13 protein-coding genes are annotated in these 15276 nt (G+C 64.1%); 5 read left to right on the top strand and 8 right to left on the bottom strand.

Annotated elements, in window-relative coordinates; all coding sequences use genetic code 11:
• Positions 1 to 4: 4 nt before the first annotated feature.
• The gene (locus tag ACN0S5_RS00255) at positions 5 to 514 is read right to left on the bottom strand and encodes a molybdopterin-dependent oxidoreductase (protein WP_417204930.1); all 510 of its coding nucleotides are present in this window, start codon (positions 512 to 514) and stop codon (positions 5 to 7) included.
• 122 nt (positions 515 to 636) lie between these two features.
• Positions 637 to 2016 carry a sugar transferase gene (locus ACN0S5_RS00250; protein WP_417204928.1) on the bottom strand — a complete coding sequence of 460 codons (1380 nt, stop codon included), beginning with the start codon at positions 2014 to 2016 and terminating at the stop codon, positions 637 to 639.
• 261 nt (positions 2017 to 2277) lie between these two features.
• Here ACN0S5_RS00250 and ACN0S5_RS00245 point away from each other — a divergent pair, with 261 nt between their 5' ends.
• The 3 genes from ACN0S5_RS00245 (at position 2278) to ACN0S5_RS00235 (ending at position 6112) form a co-directional block, all read left to right on the top strand.
• Positions 2278 to 2892 carry a response regulator gene (locus ACN0S5_RS00245; protein WP_417204927.1) on the top strand — a complete coding sequence of 205 codons (615 nt, stop codon included), beginning with the start codon at positions 2278 to 2280 and terminating at the stop codon, positions 2890 to 2892.
• Positions 2893 to 3328: 436 nt separating this feature from the next.
• Positions 3329 to 4777, top strand: a complete 1449-nt coding sequence (locus tag ACN0S5_RS00240) for a GumC family protein (RefSeq protein WP_417204926.1) — start codon at positions 3329 to 3331, stop codon at positions 4775 to 4777.
• Between the two features lie 3 nt (positions 4778 to 4780).
• Positions 4781 to 6112 carry an O-antigen ligase domain-containing protein gene (locus tag ACN0S5_RS00235; protein ID WP_417204924.1) on the top strand — a complete coding sequence of 444 codons (1332 nt, stop codon included), beginning with the start codon at positions 4781 to 4783 and terminating at the stop codon, positions 6110 to 6112.
• A 16-nt stretch (positions 6113 to 6128) separates the two neighbouring features.
• Here ACN0S5_RS00235 and ACN0S5_RS00230 read toward each other — a convergent pair whose 3' ends face one another.
• Positions 6129 to 7109 (bottom strand): hypothetical protein, encoded by a 981-nt coding sequence (locus tag ACN0S5_RS00230; protein ID WP_417204923.1) that lies wholly within the window; start codon positions 7107 to 7109, stop codon positions 6129 to 6131.
• Positions 7109 to 8494: a hypothetical protein gene (locus ACN0S5_RS00225; protein WP_417204921.1), complete on the bottom strand. Its 1386-nt coding sequence runs from the start codon at positions 8492 to 8494 to the stop codon at positions 7109 to 7111. Before ACN0S5_RS00225 ends, ACN0S5_RS00230 begins: the two co-directional genes overlap by 1 nt.
• A gap of 94 nt (positions 8495 to 8588) precedes the next feature.
• Between ACN0S5_RS00225 and ACN0S5_RS00220 the strand changes: the two genes are divergently transcribed.
• Positions 8589 to 10709: a peroxidase family protein gene (locus tag ACN0S5_RS00220; RefSeq protein WP_417204919.1), complete on the top strand. Its 2121-nt coding sequence runs from the start codon at positions 8589 to 8591 to the stop codon at positions 10707 to 10709.
• Positions 10710 to 10819: 110 nt separating this feature from the next.
• On the opposite strand, the gene ACN0S5_RS00215 is transcribed toward ACN0S5_RS00220, so the two are convergent.
• From ACN0S5_RS00215 to ectA, 4 genes are read right to left on the bottom strand one after another with little or no spacing between them, the layout of a single operon-like run.
• Positions 10820 to 12238: an aspartate kinase gene (locus ACN0S5_RS00215; RefSeq protein ID WP_417204918.1), complete on the bottom strand. Its 1419-nt coding sequence runs from the start codon at positions 12236 to 12238 to the stop codon at positions 10820 to 10822.
• Between the two features lie 4 nt (positions 12239 to 12242).
• The gene (locus ACN0S5_RS00210) at positions 12243 to 12644 is read right to left on the bottom strand and encodes an ectoine synthase (RefSeq protein WP_323770004.1); all 402 of its coding nucleotides are present in this window, start codon (positions 12642 to 12644) and stop codon (positions 12243 to 12245) included.
• Between the two features lie 5 nt (positions 12645 to 12649).
• On the bottom strand, positions 12650 to 13936 hold the full coding sequence (gene ectB, locus ACN0S5_RS00205; protein WP_417204917.1) for a diaminobutyrate--2-oxoglutarate transaminase: 1287 nt from the start codon (positions 13934 to 13936) through the stop codon (positions 12650 to 12652).
• A 46-nt stretch (positions 13937 to 13982) separates the two neighbouring features.
• Positions 13983 to 14513 carry a diaminobutyrate acetyltransferase gene (gene ectA / locus ACN0S5_RS00200; protein WP_417204915.1) on the bottom strand — a complete coding sequence of 177 codons (531 nt, stop codon included), beginning with the start codon at positions 14511 to 14513 and terminating at the stop codon, positions 13983 to 13985.
• A gap of 210 nt (positions 14514 to 14723) precedes the next feature.
• On the opposite strand from ectA, the gene ACN0S5_RS00195 reads away from it, so the two are divergent.
• The gene (locus ACN0S5_RS00195; protein ID WP_417204914.1) at positions 14724 to 15206 is read left to right on the top strand and encodes a MarR family winged helix-turn-helix transcriptional regulator; all 483 of its coding nucleotides are present in this window, start codon (positions 14724 to 14726) and stop codon (positions 15204 to 15206) included.
• The last annotated feature ends 70 nt before the right edge of the window (positions 15207 to 15276 follow it).

The following is a 15276-nucleotide window of genomic DNA, read 5'->3' as shown; positions in this document are numbered from 1 at the left end:
CGGCTCATTCTCCGACTGTCATCCGGTCAAGTTGCCAGATGCTGCGGGCGTATATGACCTCGGTCCGGTAGTCGCTGGACGCGGCGTAGGGATAGACAAGCCACAGCGGGCCTTTTTCGCGCCGGGACATGGTCTTGCCGTCCATTTCATAGGCGATGATCGGCCCCCCCTCGACCGCGTCGGTGACGGGTACGGTGACCGCGTAGTCATTGATCGCGCGCGCGCTGAGGCTGTCGCCGGTGGCCCCGAGATAGTCCAGCAGGTCGGCCAGTTCGACCCCGGTGAAGGTGTAGGTGCCCGAGGTCCAGATCGTGTCGGTTACAAATTCGGTCTCACCGATGGCGCGCAGCATGTCGAGATCGAACCGCGCCACGCCGTCGCCATTGGTGCGGGCGATGTCGCCGGTCACCGTCAGGACAACCTTGCCCCGCGGATCAGGCAGGTCATCGGCCGCCACCGACATGACGGAAATGAGCACGGCACAAGCAGCCGCCAAAAAAGTGGATTTCATCATGTGTCAAACCTCTGTTCCCTAGACTGGTTTTGCCACAGGTCGATTGACAAGGCATGAGGCTTTCGGGATGGCCTGCCTATCCCTTGGGATAGTCAACCGACCGGCCATCCGGCGACGCCGGATCAGTACGCCCCCCGCCCCGATACCACGGCGCGCGCGGTCATGGCCAGCAGCAGCAGGTCAAGGATCATGCTGCGCGACCGGACATAGGCCACATCCAGATCGACCATCTTGTCAAACCCGATGTCGGCGCGGCCCGACACCTGCCACAGGCCGGTGATCCCCGGCTTGGCGTCCAGACGCTCACGCGCGTGGACCGGATAGGCGGCGGCCTCGCTGGGCAGCGCCGGGCGCGGGCCGACCAGCGACATGTCGCCCCTGAGCACGTTCAGGATCTGCGGAAGTTCGTCGAGGGAGTACCGGCGCAGCACCCGTCCGATGCGGGTCACCCGCGGGTCATGGCGCGCCTTGAAACAAAGGCCGTCCCGGTCCGAATGCGCCGCTACCTCGGCCCGGCGGGCCTCGGCATCGACATGCATGGAACGGAACTTGTACATGGTGAAGGGCGCGCCATTTTCACCGACCCGCACCTGACGGAACAGAACCGGCCCACGACTGTCGAGGCGGATCAGCAGCGCGACCATCAGCAGCAATGGCGCGGCACAGAGGATCAGCGCGGCGCTGGCCACCGCGTCAAACGCGCGTTTGGCCAGATCGTCCCGGCGCAACCGGGGTGCGGCATACGCGGCGGCGCGGGCCAGAAAGGTCACATTGCCGACAACATAGCGGCCCGCAAGGCGGCGCGGCTCCATCGCCAGACGCCAGAGCCACTCCATCTTGGCCCGGCGCAGCGTGACCGGCGCGCGGCGCACCCTGTCGGCAAGGAAATCGAACAGCGCCCCCACACCCAGAACAAGCCGGGGAGACAGACGATGCGCGTGCTCGTCGATCCAGAGTTCCTGCATCGGCACACCAAGCGCGACCAGCAGGATATCCGCGCCCGAGCCGTTGATGTGGTCGATGGCCGCATCGCTGTCGGCGGCACCCTCAAAACCGTCGCGGGTGCCCGCGATGCGCAGGCCCGGAATGGCCAGCGCCAGCCTGTTGGCGGCGGCCTCGGCGGTGCCCGGTGCCGCGCCGAACAAAAAGACCGACTGACCGCGCGCGGCGGCGGCCCGCAGCAGCGCAGGCGTGAAATCGGTGCCGTTGAGGTTTTCCGTCAGGCCCTTGCCGGTCATGCGCGCCGCCAGTTCGACGCCGATCCCGTCGGGCAGCACCATGTCGGCCTTGTCCAGCGCCGCCGCATAGCGACTGTTGCGGGCGCGGACATTGGCGCAATGCGCATTCAGAAAGTAGACACGCCGCGCACCGCCGGTCATCAGCGTCGCTATCGCCTGGTCCGTTGTGCCATCCACCAGCGGCAACCCCAGCACCGGGCGGGTCCGCAACGGCGCGGCGACGGGCGTGGCGGACGTGAAGCTGTCTGAGGCGTAAGCGTGCATTGTCGGTCTCTCCTGAGCTGGATTTGATCCGATTTCTGGCCCCTCGGCACCGCATCGCTCAATTCCCGCCAATGGACAGAAAGCTGCGCCTTGGGCTGGCCTGTTCGCCCGGCGGGCGAGGCCACAGCCCCCGCCCGGAGGCATGGCCTACCCAAGTGGATAGGATTTCCTCTCAATTCCCCTTCGAACCGCCGGACAAAGCGCTTAGGTTATCAGCAACGAGAATGCCTTACGGTCTCACTCCAACCTGCAAGGAACCCCATGCGAATCCTGATTGCCGATGACCACGACCTGCTGCGCGACACATTGGTCGCCTTTCTGGGGGCCACTGAGGGCTTCGAGATCGGCACCGCCGCCAGCTATACAGAGGCCTGCGTCCGCATTCGCGAGGATGAGACCTATGACCTAGTCCTGCTGGACTACAAGATGCCGGGGATGCAGGGGCTGGACACGCTGCGCGAGGCGCTGGACATGGAAGGCGGCCAGCGTGTCGCGCTGATTTCCGGAGAGGCCACGCGCGAGATCGCCGAACAGGCGCTGGAGATGGGGGCCGCCGGATTTGTCCCCAAGACCCTGCCCGCCAAATCGCTGGTCAACGCGGTGCGGTTCATGGCCATGGGTGAGAAATACGCCCCCATCGACTTCATGACCGCGCAGGAGGACGAACCGGAACACCCGTTCGCCAAAAAGCTGACCCCGCGCGAAATGGATGTGCTCAAGGGCCTTGGCGACGGCAAGTCCAACAAGGAAATCGCCCGCGATCTGGGCCTGACAGAACCGACGGTCAAGCTGCACATGAAGACCCTGTATCGCAAGCTTGAGGTGAACAACCGCACTCAGGCGGCGCTGGCCGCACGTGAGGCGGGGCTGTTCTGACACAGGGCCGGGGCCCCCTCCCGAACCGCTGCGCCTGTTCAACCCGCGCGTCGACCAGCCCGGACCCGGTGTCGCGCGCGCCGGATTATTTGGAGAGCCGGCTTTACCCTCCCGCAGCCCGTGACCGCAGCCGTCGGCCTGCGCGCTGCCGCCAGACAGCCCCCCAGGCGGCGGGCAATTCCTTTATGGTCCCACTCGCCCGCAGGGCGCTTTGCCGCGCGGACGGGCTCACGCCATGTCGCGCGTCCGGTGAACGATCAGGTCATCGGCGCGTCGCGGTGATGCGCAGCATGGCCGCGGTCAAAGCCCGCCCGAGCGGGGCGCGTCCCTATCCGGGGGGATAGGGCGCGGGACATCTGACCCCGGCTGTCCTCCTCCGGTGATACAGCGCGACCTGCGCCGCCGCCGCTAAAAGGACGGGCAAAGGAGACAGCCCATGACCCTTCAGGACACGTTCGCCCCCGAGGCCCGCAAACGCCCCGCGGTTGCCGTGGTGCGCATGCCGGTGCGCCGGATGTCGATCAAGCGCCTGTTCATCGGCGGCCGCCCCGCCGATCTGGGCCGCCTGCCGCGCTACGTCGGGATTTTCCTGCTGGGGTCGGCGGCGATCTGGGCCCCGATCACCGGCTATCTCAGGACCGCGCCGCTGACGTATTCCAGCCATATGTCGCTGATCCTGCCGGGGTCAGGGGCGTCGGCCTCAGTCACTCTGAACGACATCGGACAGGCGTCCTCTTTCGCAAGCTCGGCCTTTGCGTCGAACGCCATCAGCCCGACAGAGACCTACAAGCGGCTTTTGGGGGCGGGGCGCATCCTGAAAGACGCCGCTGACCGGCATGGCGTGGACTGGCGCGCATTTGGCGCGCCCAAAATCCGTCTGGTGGACCAAACCGCCTTTATCCATGTCGAGATGACCGGCCCCACCCCCGAAGACGCCCGCAACCGCAACAGCGCGTTGCTGGATGCGTTTTTCGACGAAATCGACCGGCTGCGCGCGGATGAACTGTCGACCCGCGAAGACGGCGGGCTGGCGGCGCTGCGCGACTACCAAGGCTCTGTTGCGGGCACCCGCGACGGGATCGCGGCGCTGCAAAAATCCACCGGGCTGTATTCCGTCGATCAGTATTCCCGGCAAGTGGACGAGCTGGACGCATTGCGCGCCCAGGTGGACCAACTGAGCACCGAGATGCAACGCGCGGAGGGGTCGGTCACACGGCTGGAATCGCGGTTGGGGACCGATGCCGGAAAAGCCGCCCTGATCCTGCGCGTGAACGCCGACAGCACCTACCTTGCGCTGCTTGAAGCCATGTCCGCCGCGGCATCGGATCTGGCCGATGCCCGCTCGCGCTATGGCGCGCGCCATCCCAAGGTGACAGGCGCGCAATCCGCCCATGACGAGGCGCGGGCCGAGGCCTCGGCCCGCGTGGCGCAGATCACCGGCAACCGGATCGGACTGGAACGTGTCAGCGACGGAGGCCGCGCCGACCTGCTGACCGATCTTGTCCGGCAAGAGGCCCAGCGCACCGGCATCGCCGCGCAACTGGCCGAAGCGACGGCGCAACTGGCCACGGAAACCGCGCGTCTTGACGCTCTGGCACCGGCGGCGGCGCGGCTGGAGGACATGCAGCGTGACTTTGACGTGGCCGAGGCGGTCTTTGCCTCCGCCATTGCGCGGACCCAGTCCTCAAAGGCCGATATCTACGCGTCTTACCCGCTGGTTCAGGTGCTGGAGGACCCGACACTGGCCGAAGACCCGACCTCGCCCAAGCGCAAGCTGGCCGTCGCCGCGGGGATCGCCGCCAGTGTCATGCTGTTCATGGCGCTGATGCTGGGATGGCTGCGCAAGCCGTTGATCGAAAAGCTGCTTGTCAAGACGGGCACATAGACCATGGCCCGCGCCTTGCACACCGTTCGCCCACAGAACCCCGCCGAGGGGACTCTGTACAAGACGATTGTCCTGACATGGGTCTTTTACCTGTTTGGTGCCTTGTACGTCGTGGGTCCGGTGCTGGCCTGGCTGATGGGCGGACTGGCGGCGCTGGTGCTGTACCTTGGTCCCGCCGTCCGCGCGGACCTGCGCGCCACCGGGGCCGTCCCGCCGATCGTCTGGGGCTGGACACTGGGCATGATCGTCATGCTCATCGCCCTTTGGGCGGGGCATATGGACTGGGCGCTGGGGACCAAACAGACCATCAAGTCCTCGATTGGCTGGGCCAAGGGCTGGGCCTTGCTGGCGTTGTTTCCACTGATCGGCGCAGTGCTGCCGATCCGCCGCGAGGTGCTGGTGCGCGCGCAATGCCGTCTTGGCATGTGGACGCTGATTCTTGCGCCGATCCTGCTGGCCGCGCCTTATGTCGGGATGCCGGAAAAGATCTTTACCTCGCCGCTGAAGGCCATCGGCGGTCCGGGGCCGGAATATTTCTCGGTCTATTTTTTCACTTTCGATCCGGCGTCGTGGACGCCGCGCTGGCAGTTCTATGCACCGTGGTCGCCCTTTGCCGCCCTTCTGGGTGTTGTGCAGGTGCTGTTCGCGCTTGAGGAAAAGGACCGCAGGTGGATGGCCATGGGTGTGGCGGCGGGTGTGCTGATGATCCTCGCGTCCAAGTCGCGCATGGGGCTGGTGGGGCTGGTAGCCTGCACCATTGCGCCGCGCATGATGCCGCTTATCTTTCGCGGATGGGCATGGATGGTGCTGGCGGGCCTGTCCGCGTCGCTGTCGGTGCTGGGTGGCTGGCTGGGGGAAAAGATCGAGGCCTTTGTCGGTGCCTTCAAAGGCGCGCGCGCCGACAGCACGCGGGTCCGCGAGACACTGCAACGAATTGCACATGAACGCTGGCAGAATGAGGCCGTCTGGTTTGGGCACGGCACGGTGCATCCCGGCCCGCATATCGTGGAATACATGCCCATCGGCAGCCATCACACTTGGTTTGGCCTGCTCTTTGTCAAAGGGTTGACCGGGTTCTTTGCCCTGCTGGTGCCGCTGGTCTGGCAGACCGCGCTGGCGCTGTGGGACGCAGCCAGAGGACCGCGCGGGCGGTTGCCGCTGGGGATCGTCATGGTGATCGTCTTGCTGTCGATGGGCGAGAATCTGGAGATCGAGGTCTACCTGCTCTGGCCCGCCTTGGTGATCCTTGGCATTCACGCCCGCGAACTGGCCGACGAGACCGCCGCGAAACGGGCGGACAAGGCGCAAGGGCAACTGGCGCCGGACCCGGCCTGAGGCCTGTTCCGATCGCTCAATCCCTCCGCGCCTGGGCCATTGCGCGGTAGATGTCGCGCCGCGCGCGGTTGATCGCCCCCAAGGGCCGGTGCTCTGGCTGGCACATCCATGGCGAAAAGCGCAGGGATTCGGCCTCTGCGTCCTGCTGGGGAGAGTTCTGCTGCGCGGGCAGCAAGATGTCGGCCAGAGGGACAAAATCCGCGCCTGCCGCCTCCCAGTCGCTGCTGGCGTCCTCGACCGGCTGCCGTGCGGGGTCCACCTGCGGGACGACGCCAAAGGTGAACCGCGCCTCGCCCGTGGTTTGTGCCTGCCAAAGCCCGTCGCGCAGCCCGTCCGCCTGTTCGGTGGGGGCAGCCGGTGCGCCATGGCCGATGGCCTTGTATTTTACCGCGCCCTTCCCCAACCGGTACGCCGTGGTGCTGTGGTAGGTCAGCGCAAGGACCGACCCGACCCGCCGCCCGGCAAAATCCTGTGCCGCGCGCAATAACGACCGATGAAACAGGGCCAGCATGACCCCGCCCCTGGCCGCCCGCAGCAGACGCCCGAGGCTGGGACCATTGCCGCGCAGCGCCTGTATCGGCGTGAAATGCCGGTTGAAGACCAGATAGTCCTTCATATTGGCGCAAAAATAGGTCGGGTGATCGACCAGCACAAAGTCCTGCTCCATCACGTGCCCCTGCCCCGGCAACAGCTTGACCCCCGGCACGTTCAACAGCTTGACCGCCATGCCGCGCACATCCTTTTCGCGATCGTCCCGCTGCCCGCCGTTGGAGAACCGCACCCGGCAGGCGTATTCCGCCCCCGGACGAAAGATGCCGTGGGCCAGCGCCTCGGGAACCTGTTCGGACACGCGAAACACGCCCTCCAGCAGCCCGTGATGTTTGCCATGCTGACCGCGTTTGATGACACCGCCCACTTGCCACAGGGTCCGCAGATTGTGGCGGATCAGCCGCCGGATGTCGGCGGCCTCGCCCGGCGGGATCTGTTCGCAGGCCATCAGAGCGACCTGAGATAGTCGAGCAACAGCGCCTTGTCGTCCGCTGGCAGATCGGTGCCCCAGAGGTGCCCGCCGTTGCCATTGCCGGTCAAAGAGGTGTCCACCTCAAACCCCGCGTCGCAGGTGAACCCGACCTTGGCCGGGTCAAACAGGGTGCAGCCGCGAAAGAAGGTCCGGGGCCGGTCGTCCGGCGGCGACAGCAGGTCGGCCAGCGTCGGCACCGACCCGTTGTGCAGATAGGGCGCGCGCATCCAGATCCCGTCAAGCGGCATGTTGGCGTAACCGTCGGTGGCCTGATAGTTGCGGAACTGCCAAGAGTATTTTTCGCCGACAGTGCTGAAATAGCTGACCATTTCCGCGTCGAACAGATCGGTGCGCTGGCGGTCGGTGCCAAGGATATCCGCCGAAGTGACCTGCCCCAGACTGGCGCTGCCGGGGTCGTGGCAGCTGTGACAGCCCGCGCTTTCATAGATCGCGCGGCCCTGCGCCACGCGCGCGGCGTCCAGTGGCAAAGGGTAGTCTGGCGGCGGGAAATCCATCAGCCAGTCCGACACGCGCTGGATAGAATGCCGTTCCAGCAGCCATTCGGACGCGCCCCCGGCCAGCGCCGCCGAGATGTTGCGCTCCTCCAGCGAGCGGTTGTTGCCGTCCCAGTGAAACCAGCCGTGCAGCCGGATGCGCTGGTTCCAGACAGAAGGGAAATCCACCACGCCGACACGCATGTCCTTGGCCGGTTCCAACCCCCAGCGTTGCCGCCAGAAGTTGCCCGCATCGGTGCGCCCCGGCCCATGCGCCGGGCGGTTGTCCATCCATGCCAGCCCGTCCTCCAGCGCCGCAACCTCTGTTTCCAGCCGGGGAAAGACCACCGCGCGCAGGACCATCCGGTCGAACCAGCCCAGCGCGCGCCCGTTTGCCTCTGCCGAGGCGATCACCGCATCCGCCGTCAGGCGCGGGTCCTTGGTTGTGCCGACGAGGAACCGGATATAGGCCTGAATATCCAGCTTGTTGTTGGGCGCGCCCAGCACAAGGGTTTCGACCCCGTCCACCTCATAGGTCGAGACATGGCAGGTGGCGCAGTTGAACCCCACCCGGTCCACCCCGATCCGCCGGACCGACACGCCGATGGGCAGGTCATGCCCCGCTTCGGACAAAAAGCCGAAGCCCGCGTAACCCTGCGGGATGTCCTCTGCGAACAGGGTCGGCAGCTCTCGCCAGATGTCATAGGGAAAGCCGTCCACCTCGGCCCCGATAGAGCCGTATTTGAAATGCTCGACCACGTCGTCGAAATGCGCGGCGGGCCATGGTTTGATGGTCAGGCGCTTGTATTCAAGGACCAGCGCCGCGCCCAGAAGGACGAAGAAGACCAGAAACAGAATTTTCTTCATGATACATCTTCTGCGAGAAAAAATTTGGACTTAACCCCTTAAAGGTGCCACACTCGGCCCCATTAATGAAGGTTTTATTGAAAGGGGCGCGCAAATGTCGTCTGCCTCCGCGGTGCCGCCGCACAAGGGATTTCGTATCGACTGGACGGTCTGGCGCCGTACCTTTCTGCAACTGACCTGCCTTTTGGTGGGCGCGATGATGTTCTATCGCGGCTTGCTGAACCTGTTTGGCTATCCCAGCGACTGGATCTCGCTTTTTCCCGGAACGCCGCTTTTGGGCGCGATCTGCCGGGTGCCGGAGTATTGGCAACGCTGGATGCTGGGCCCGATCTTTATGGGCGGGGTGTTCGGCATCGTGCTGATGTGGCGTGAGTTGCGCATCGGCTGGTGGATCTTTACCGCGCTGAATTTCCTTGTCGGCTATTGGTTCATCTTCATCCTCGAAGACATCTGGCAGCACCATGTCCTGCCGCATATCGTTTTCTCGGCGGTCTTTCTGCCGTTCTATCCGGGGATGAAGCGGTCACAGTGGCTGAGCGACAAGGTCAACGCCGTGCTGGGATGGATCGCGACGCGCGCGCTGCTGCAACTGCAACGGCCTTGGGTCGCGCGCATGGTGGAGGCGGTGCCATTCCTGCACCGCAGGCTGAACGCGCTGCTGATCAACCGTATCGTGACGCAGGCGCGGTCGCGTCCGCATCCGTTTTCCACCCTGTCGCCCTATACCTCATGGAGCAGTCTGACGGACCGCACATGGGCCGGGCGGCATTTGGGGGTGTCGGACCTCGATCAGGCCTCGCTGCCGGGGTGGGAGGGGGAGAGCGGGCTGAAACCGCTGTTTGAACGCCCCGACGGGTCACAGACGATGTGCCCCAAGTCGACCTGCCTTTTCCCGGCATTTGCACAGTATCTGACCGACGGTTTTCTGCGCACCGTTGCGGAAAAGGACTTTGACGGCGTCGAAGACCCGGAGCGCCGCAAACGCAACACCTCGAACCATGAGATCGACATGTGCCCGCTATACGGACGCACCCCCGCCCAGACCCGCGCGCTGCGTGACCCGGACCGGCGCGGCTGTCTGCGGTCGCAGGTCATCGCCGGAGAGGAATACCCGGAATTCCTGTACGCCGACGGCGCGATACGCGCTGAATTTTCCGACCTCGACCGCCCGCTGGGCCTGCCCGGTCTGCTGGAGGCCTGCGCCGACCAGAACCCGGTGATCGCGCAGGGCGCGCAAGCCATGCGCGACGCGCTGTTTGCGGTCGGCGGAGACCGGGTCAATTCGGTGCCGCAGGTGTCGATGATGAACACCCTCTTCCTGCGAGAGCACAACCGGCTGGCCCGAGAGATCGGCGCGCGCCATCCCACATGGGACGACAGCCGCGTGTTCGAAACCGCGCGCAACGTGGTGATTGTCCAGTTCATCAAGATCGTGGTCGAGGACTACATCAACCACATCGCCCCTTTCGCGGTGCATCTGATGGCGGACCCCTCGGTCTGCTGGAACGCGTCGTGGAACAAATCCAACTGGATCACCACAGAGTTCAGCCTGCTCTACCGCTGGCACGCGCTGATCCCCGACGCGATCACCTGGGGCGGCACGGCATGGCCAATGGGGAAAACCTATTTCCTGAACAACCTGCCGCTGCTGCAAACCGGCCTGAAACGCGGGTTCGAAGACATGAGCGCACAGACCGCAGCGCGGCTGGGTCCGCGCAACACCAACGATCACCTGCTGGACATAGAATGGAATTCGACCCGGCAGGGGCGCATCTGTGAACTGGCCTCGTACAACGCATACCGCACCTACCTTGGACAGGCACCGGCCAAGCGGTTCGACGAGATCAGCAGCGACCCGGTTGTCGCGGCGCAACTGGAACGGGCCTATGGCGATATCGACAAGGTGGATTTCTTTGTCGGCATCTTCTGTGAGGACCGGGTGCCGGGATCGCCCCTGCCCCGCACCATCCTGTCATTTGTCGCGCTGGACGCCTTTTCGCAGGCGCTGCCGAACCCGCTGTTGTCAGAGCACGTCTTTGCGCCGCCTCCGGGGTTTGACGACACACCGGAAATGGAGCACCCGGCCTTTACCCGCTATGGCTGGGAACAGATCGTGGCCTGCGGATCGCTGCGCGACATCATCGCCCGCAACGTCGATGCGCCAGAGTCGCTGGCCTTTATCGGCATGACCCGCCCGGACTGGCAGGGCGCTTAAAGGACTGGGCGCATAAAGGACTGGGCGCATGAAAAAGGGCCAACCCCGCAGGGTCGGCCCAAGTCTGTGCACCGCTTGTCGCGGCCTGTTCTTGGCGGTCGCGGTTCGCCTCAGGCGACCAGCGCGACCTTCTTGTCTTCATCGTCGAAATAGGCGCTGTGCAGGCTCTTGATGGCCTTTGCCATATCGGCCCGTTCGAGGATGAATTGCGTATCCACGTTGCGCGGCCCCTGACTGGCACCGACGGAATAGATACCGACGCGGTCAAACGCCTGAAGCCCGCGTTGCAGCGTCGCCAGGCCGCTGAGATCGCGGCCCACCACCGACACCAGCGCCAGCTTGCGGGTGTTGATCTCCGCCTGCGGGTATTTTTCGGCCAGATCCGCCTCGACCCGGCGCAGCGTCTTGAGCGAGGTATCGACGTAATGCGTGACCGTATTGGCGTTGGACACCTTGGAGACAATTCGCACCTTGTGCCGGGTCAGGATGTCAAGGATCGAGGAATCGTACCCCTTGACCCCCACCATGTCCTGCTCGAACACCTCCAGCGCGATCACCTCCAGCCCGGTCACGATCTCGACGCCCGGCGTCTCGGCCGGCTGGTCGTCGATCAAAGTGCCCGGATCGCCGGGGTCAAAGGCATTGGTCACGCGCAGCGGCACACCGGCCTGACGCAGGGTTTTGGCCGCCGAGGGGTGAATCGCCTCCATCCCGAGGTTCGCCATCTGGTCGGCCACGTCATAGTTGGTACGGCCCAGCTTTTTGACGTTGTCCTCTCCGACGATGCGGGGATCGGCGGAGGACAGGTGGAATTCCTTGTGAATGATCGCCTCGCGCGCACCGGTCCGCGCGGCAAGACGCGAAAACGTCACCTCGGAGTAACCACGGTCAAACTCGCGCATCAGGCCCTCGCGGCACTGGGCATAGCCGGTCACGATGGGCATTTCGGTATCGGTGTCGATGCCCGCCATCCCCCGGTCCAGCCGCTCTGTCAGCGTCACTTCACCTTCGTCGCGCCAGCCGGTCAGGTCCACCAGCCGCGCGTTCACCCCCGAACGTTGCAGCAGCAACGTGGCGACCAGCGCGGAATGCGCCTCCCCCAAGCCGGACAGCAACTCGCGGATGTGCAGCAGATGCGCGTTCAGGCGGAAGTGCCCGTAGGAACACAGGCGTTGCAGGTCGATCAGGCAATTGCGCGCGCCCTCGATGCGTTCCTGCACAAAGGCGGTGGCCTGCTCGATGTCGCCGGGGTGGTCCAGCACATCCTCATGCGCGGCGATCATCGCCTCGCTGGTGCGGCTCAGCGCCTCGTGCCAGCCGTGATCGTCCTCGGCATTGGCAAAGCGCGCGTAGACGCCCGCCTCGCCGGTCTTTTTGTGTTCCAGCAGCAGGTCGGTGATGCCGCCAAAGGCGGACACCACAAACACCCGGCCATAGGCCGCCTTGCCGTCGGTCAAGAACAGCGTGTCGCGCAATTCCGCGAGGCGGGACATGCTTGTCCCGCCGATCTTTTCAACAGTGTGGGTCATAGGCTCAGGCCTCTACCTCTTCGGGGGCAGCATAAGATCCGTCTTCGCGGTGGACCTCATTGCCCGTCACCGGCGGGTTGAAGCAGCAGGCCATGACCAGCTCTTCGTCCGCCTTCAGACGGTGACGATCGTGTTTGTCCAGCGCGTACATCACGCCGGGCTTGATGTGGTGCACCTCACCCGTGGCCAGATCGGTGATCGAGCCTTTGCCCTGCATGCAATACACGCTTTCAAAGTGGTTCTTGTACTCGAACACATGTTCCGAGCCCGCCTCAAGGAAGGTGATGTGAAACGAAAACCCCATGCCGTCGTCGGCCAGAAGCATCCGCACACTTGTCCACTGCGCGTCCGAGACAACGCGGTCGGGCTGGGTCTTGCTGATCTCTTCGAAGTCTCTGACAATCATATCGGTTACTCCGCCGCCATCTTCTGTGTCGTCAGAACGGACCGCGCCGCCTCTGTCAGGATGTTGAGCCCGTCTTTCAGAACCTCATCCGGTGTGGTCAGCGGGGCAAGCACCTTGACCACCTCATCCCCGGCACCAGAGGTTTCAATAATCAGACCGTTCTCGAACGCCTCGGCGCAGATCGCGCCCGCCAGATCGCCAGAGCCGACATCGACGCCGCGCATCATGCCACGGCCCTTCAGCTTGGCCCCCGGCACCATTGTGGCGATGGTTTCCAGCGTGTGTTCGATCATCGTCGCCCGGCGCGCGACATCCTTTTGCAGGGCGTCATCGCTCCAGAATTTCTCGATCGCCACACGGGCGGTGACAAAGGCGTGGTTGTTGCCACGGAAGGTGCCGTTGTGTTCGGCGGGCTTCCAGATATCCAGTTCCGGCTTGATCAGCAGCGCCGCAAACGGCAGGCCCATCCCGCTGAAGGATTTCGCCATCGGGATCAGGTCCGGCTCAATCCCCATCTCCTCAAAGGAAAAGAACGGCCCGGTGCGGCCGCAGCCTGCCTGAATGTCGTCGACGATCAGCAGCGCGCCGTGTTCCTTGGCAAGGCGTGCGATGCCCTGCATGAACTCGGGCGATGCGGCGTTCAGACCGCCCTCACCCTGCACCGGCTCGATGATAAACGCCGCCGGAGCATCGACACCCGAAGACGGGTTGCCCAGCATCTGTTCGATGATCTCAAGGCTATCGACGTTCTCGCCAAAGGCCCCCTCGAACGGCATGTGGGTTGTGCCGCCCAGCGGCGTGCCGGCCCCGGCACGTTTGCCGGCGTTGCCGGTGCAGGACAGCGCGCCCATGGTCATGCCGTGAAAGCCGTTGGTGAAGGCGATGATATTGCGACGACCCGTGACCTTGCGGGCCAGTTTCATCGCCGCCTCGACTGCATTGGCGCCGGTCGGGCCGGTGAACATGACTTTGTGGCTCATGCCGCGCGGCTTGAGGATCACGTCCTCAAACGTCTCAAGGAACCGCGCCTTGACGCCGGTGTGCATGTCCAGCCCGTGCGCGATGCCGTTTTCGGACAGATGCGCCATCAGGGCGGCCTTCATGTCCGGATCATTGTGGCCGTAGTTCAGCGAGGAACAGCCCGCCAGAAAGTCAATATAGGTGCGGCCCGCCGCATCGGTCATTTCAGACCCCAGCGCGGTGGTGAACACGGTGTCGAACCCGCGGCAATAGCTGCGGGCCTCAGATTCACGTCGTTTGAAGATGGTCGGTTTGAAGGTTTGCGATGACATGTCGGTCTCTTTCATTCTGTGCATTAAAGGACGTGGGGCGCGGGGCTCAGGCCGCCTGCGCCATCTCTTCGTCCAGTTTGATGGTCACGAGGTTTTCGGTCTTGTGGCGCTTCTGAAAGTGCAGCGACTGGGTGTAGTAGGGCTGAACGTCCAGCCCCCGGCCCTGCATCCGGCCAAACTTGCGGAACAGCGCCCAGGACGCCTCATTGTCGCCGGTGATGGTGGTCTGCAAACGGGTCACGTCCTCACAGACCTCACGGTCGAGGATGGATTGCAGCATCAGGCCGCCCAGACCCAGACCGCGCGCCTTTTCGGACACCGCGACCTGCCACACAAACAAGGTGTCGGGGTCGTTGGGCGGGAAATAGGCCGACACCCAGCCGACAGTCTCACCGTCCAGTTCGGCCACGACACAGGTGTCGGCGAAGTGGTCACACTGCAAAAGATTGCAGTACATCGAATTTTCATCGAGCGGCTTGCAGGCGCGTACCAGTTCCCAGATCCCCGCGCCATCCTCTGCCGTCGGGCACCGGAGGGAGGGAAGGTTGGAACGAGTGATTTCGCGCGCGTGTCGCATCTGGTGCAGTCTCCTTGATTGCTTTGGAGGGTACTTAGCGCAGCGCAGCATGTATTTCAACATTCAAAGCATATTTTGTGGATATCTGGTCAAAATGCCCGTCCATTCATCCATATGGGCCATTTTACCCTTAGATTTACGAAACATTATTCTCTTTGTAGGGCGTTCCTGCGCCTTGTAGGATAGGTAATCTTTAGGACTGGACACCCGATGGACCGTGTTGACACCTGCCTGATCGCCATCCGCCGCATCCTGCGCGCGACAGAGCTTTACAACCGCGAACTGAAACGTGTTGCCGGGGTCACGGCCGTGCAGTTCCGGGTGCTTCAGATCATCGGGGAGCGCAGCCACGCGACAGCCAAGGAAATCTCTGTCCAGATGCGCGTGTCACAGGCGACGGTGACGTCGCTGGTCGACAAACTGGTGCGGCAGCAGCTTGCGGTGCGGGAGAAATCAGAGACGGACCGCCGCCAGATCAATATCCATATCACCGCCAAGGGCCAGCAGACGCTGATCGAGGCACCGGACCCGCTGCAACAGCGCTTTGTGCGCAAGTTCGCCGCGATGGAAGACTGGGAACAGGCGATGCTGGTGTCCAGTCTGGAACGCGTGGCATCGATGCTGGATGCCGAGGATCTGGACGCCTCGCCGGTGCTGGACACCGGCGACATCAAACACACGCTGGAGCCCTGACGTCTGGCTCTGAGTTCTGAGTTCTGCCTCTGGCCGGGTGCGCCTTTCGGCTGCTCCCGACCGGCGCGGC

This window comes from Antarctobacter sp., from assembly GCF_048262615.1.
GTDB lineage: Bacteria > Pseudomonadota > Alphaproteobacteria > Rhodobacterales > Rhodobacteraceae > Antarctobacter.
This window is presented reverse-complemented; position numbering and strand designations above follow the sequence as displayed.

What these genes read in the sequence shown, in the direction of transcription:
- ACN0S5_RS00255 (WP_417204930.1), bottom strand. Translation starts at nt 514, where the DNA reads ATGATGAAATCCACTTTTTTGGCGGCTGCTTGTGCCGTGCTCATTTCC.
- ACN0S5_RS00250 (WP_417204928.1), bottom strand. Translation starts at nt 2,016, where the DNA reads ATGCACGCTTACGCCTCAGACAGCTTCACGTCCGCCACGCCCGTCGCC.
- ACN0S5_RS00245 (WP_417204927.1), top strand. Translation starts at nt 2,278, where the DNA reads ATGCGAATCCTGATTGCCGATGACCACGACCTGCTGCGCGACACATTG.
- ACN0S5_RS00240 (WP_417204926.1), top strand. Translation starts at nt 3,329, where the DNA reads ATGACCCTTCAGGACACGTTCGCCCCCGAGGCCCGCAAACGCCCCGCG.
- ACN0S5_RS00235 (WP_417204924.1), top strand. Translation starts at nt 4,781, where the DNA reads ATGGCCCGCGCCTTGCACACCGTTCGCCCACAGAACCCCGCCGAGGGG.
- ACN0S5_RS00230 (WP_417204923.1), bottom strand. Translation starts at nt 7,109, where the DNA reads ATGGCCTGCGAACAGATCCCGCCGGGCGAGGCCGCCGACATCCGGCGG.
- ACN0S5_RS00225 (WP_417204921.1), bottom strand. Translation starts at nt 8,494, where the DNA reads ATGAAGAAAATTCTGTTTCTGGTCTTCTTCGTCCTTCTGGGCGCGGCG.
- ACN0S5_RS00220 (WP_417204919.1), top strand. Translation starts at nt 8,589, where the DNA reads ATGTCGTCTGCCTCCGCGGTGCCGCCGCACAAGGGATTTCGTATCGAC.
- ACN0S5_RS00215 (WP_417204918.1), bottom strand. Translation starts at nt 12,238, where the DNA reads ATGACCCACACTGTTGAAAAGATCGGCGGGACAAGCATGTCCCGCCTC.
- ACN0S5_RS00210 (WP_323770004.1), bottom strand. Translation starts at nt 12,644, where the DNA reads ATGATTGTCAGAGACTTCGAAGAGATCAGCAAGACCCAGCCCGACCGC.
- ectB (WP_417204917.1), bottom strand. Translation starts at nt 13,936, where the DNA reads ATGTCATCGCAAACCTTCAAACCGACCATCTTCAAACGACGTGAATCT.
- ectA (WP_417204915.1), bottom strand. Translation starts at nt 14,513, where the DNA reads ATGCGACACGCGCGCGAAATCACTCGTTCCAACCTTCCCTCCCTCCGG.
- ACN0S5_RS00195 (WP_417204914.1), top strand. Translation starts at nt 14,724, where the DNA reads ATGGACCGTGTTGACACCTGCCTGATCGCCATCCGCCGCATCCTGCGC.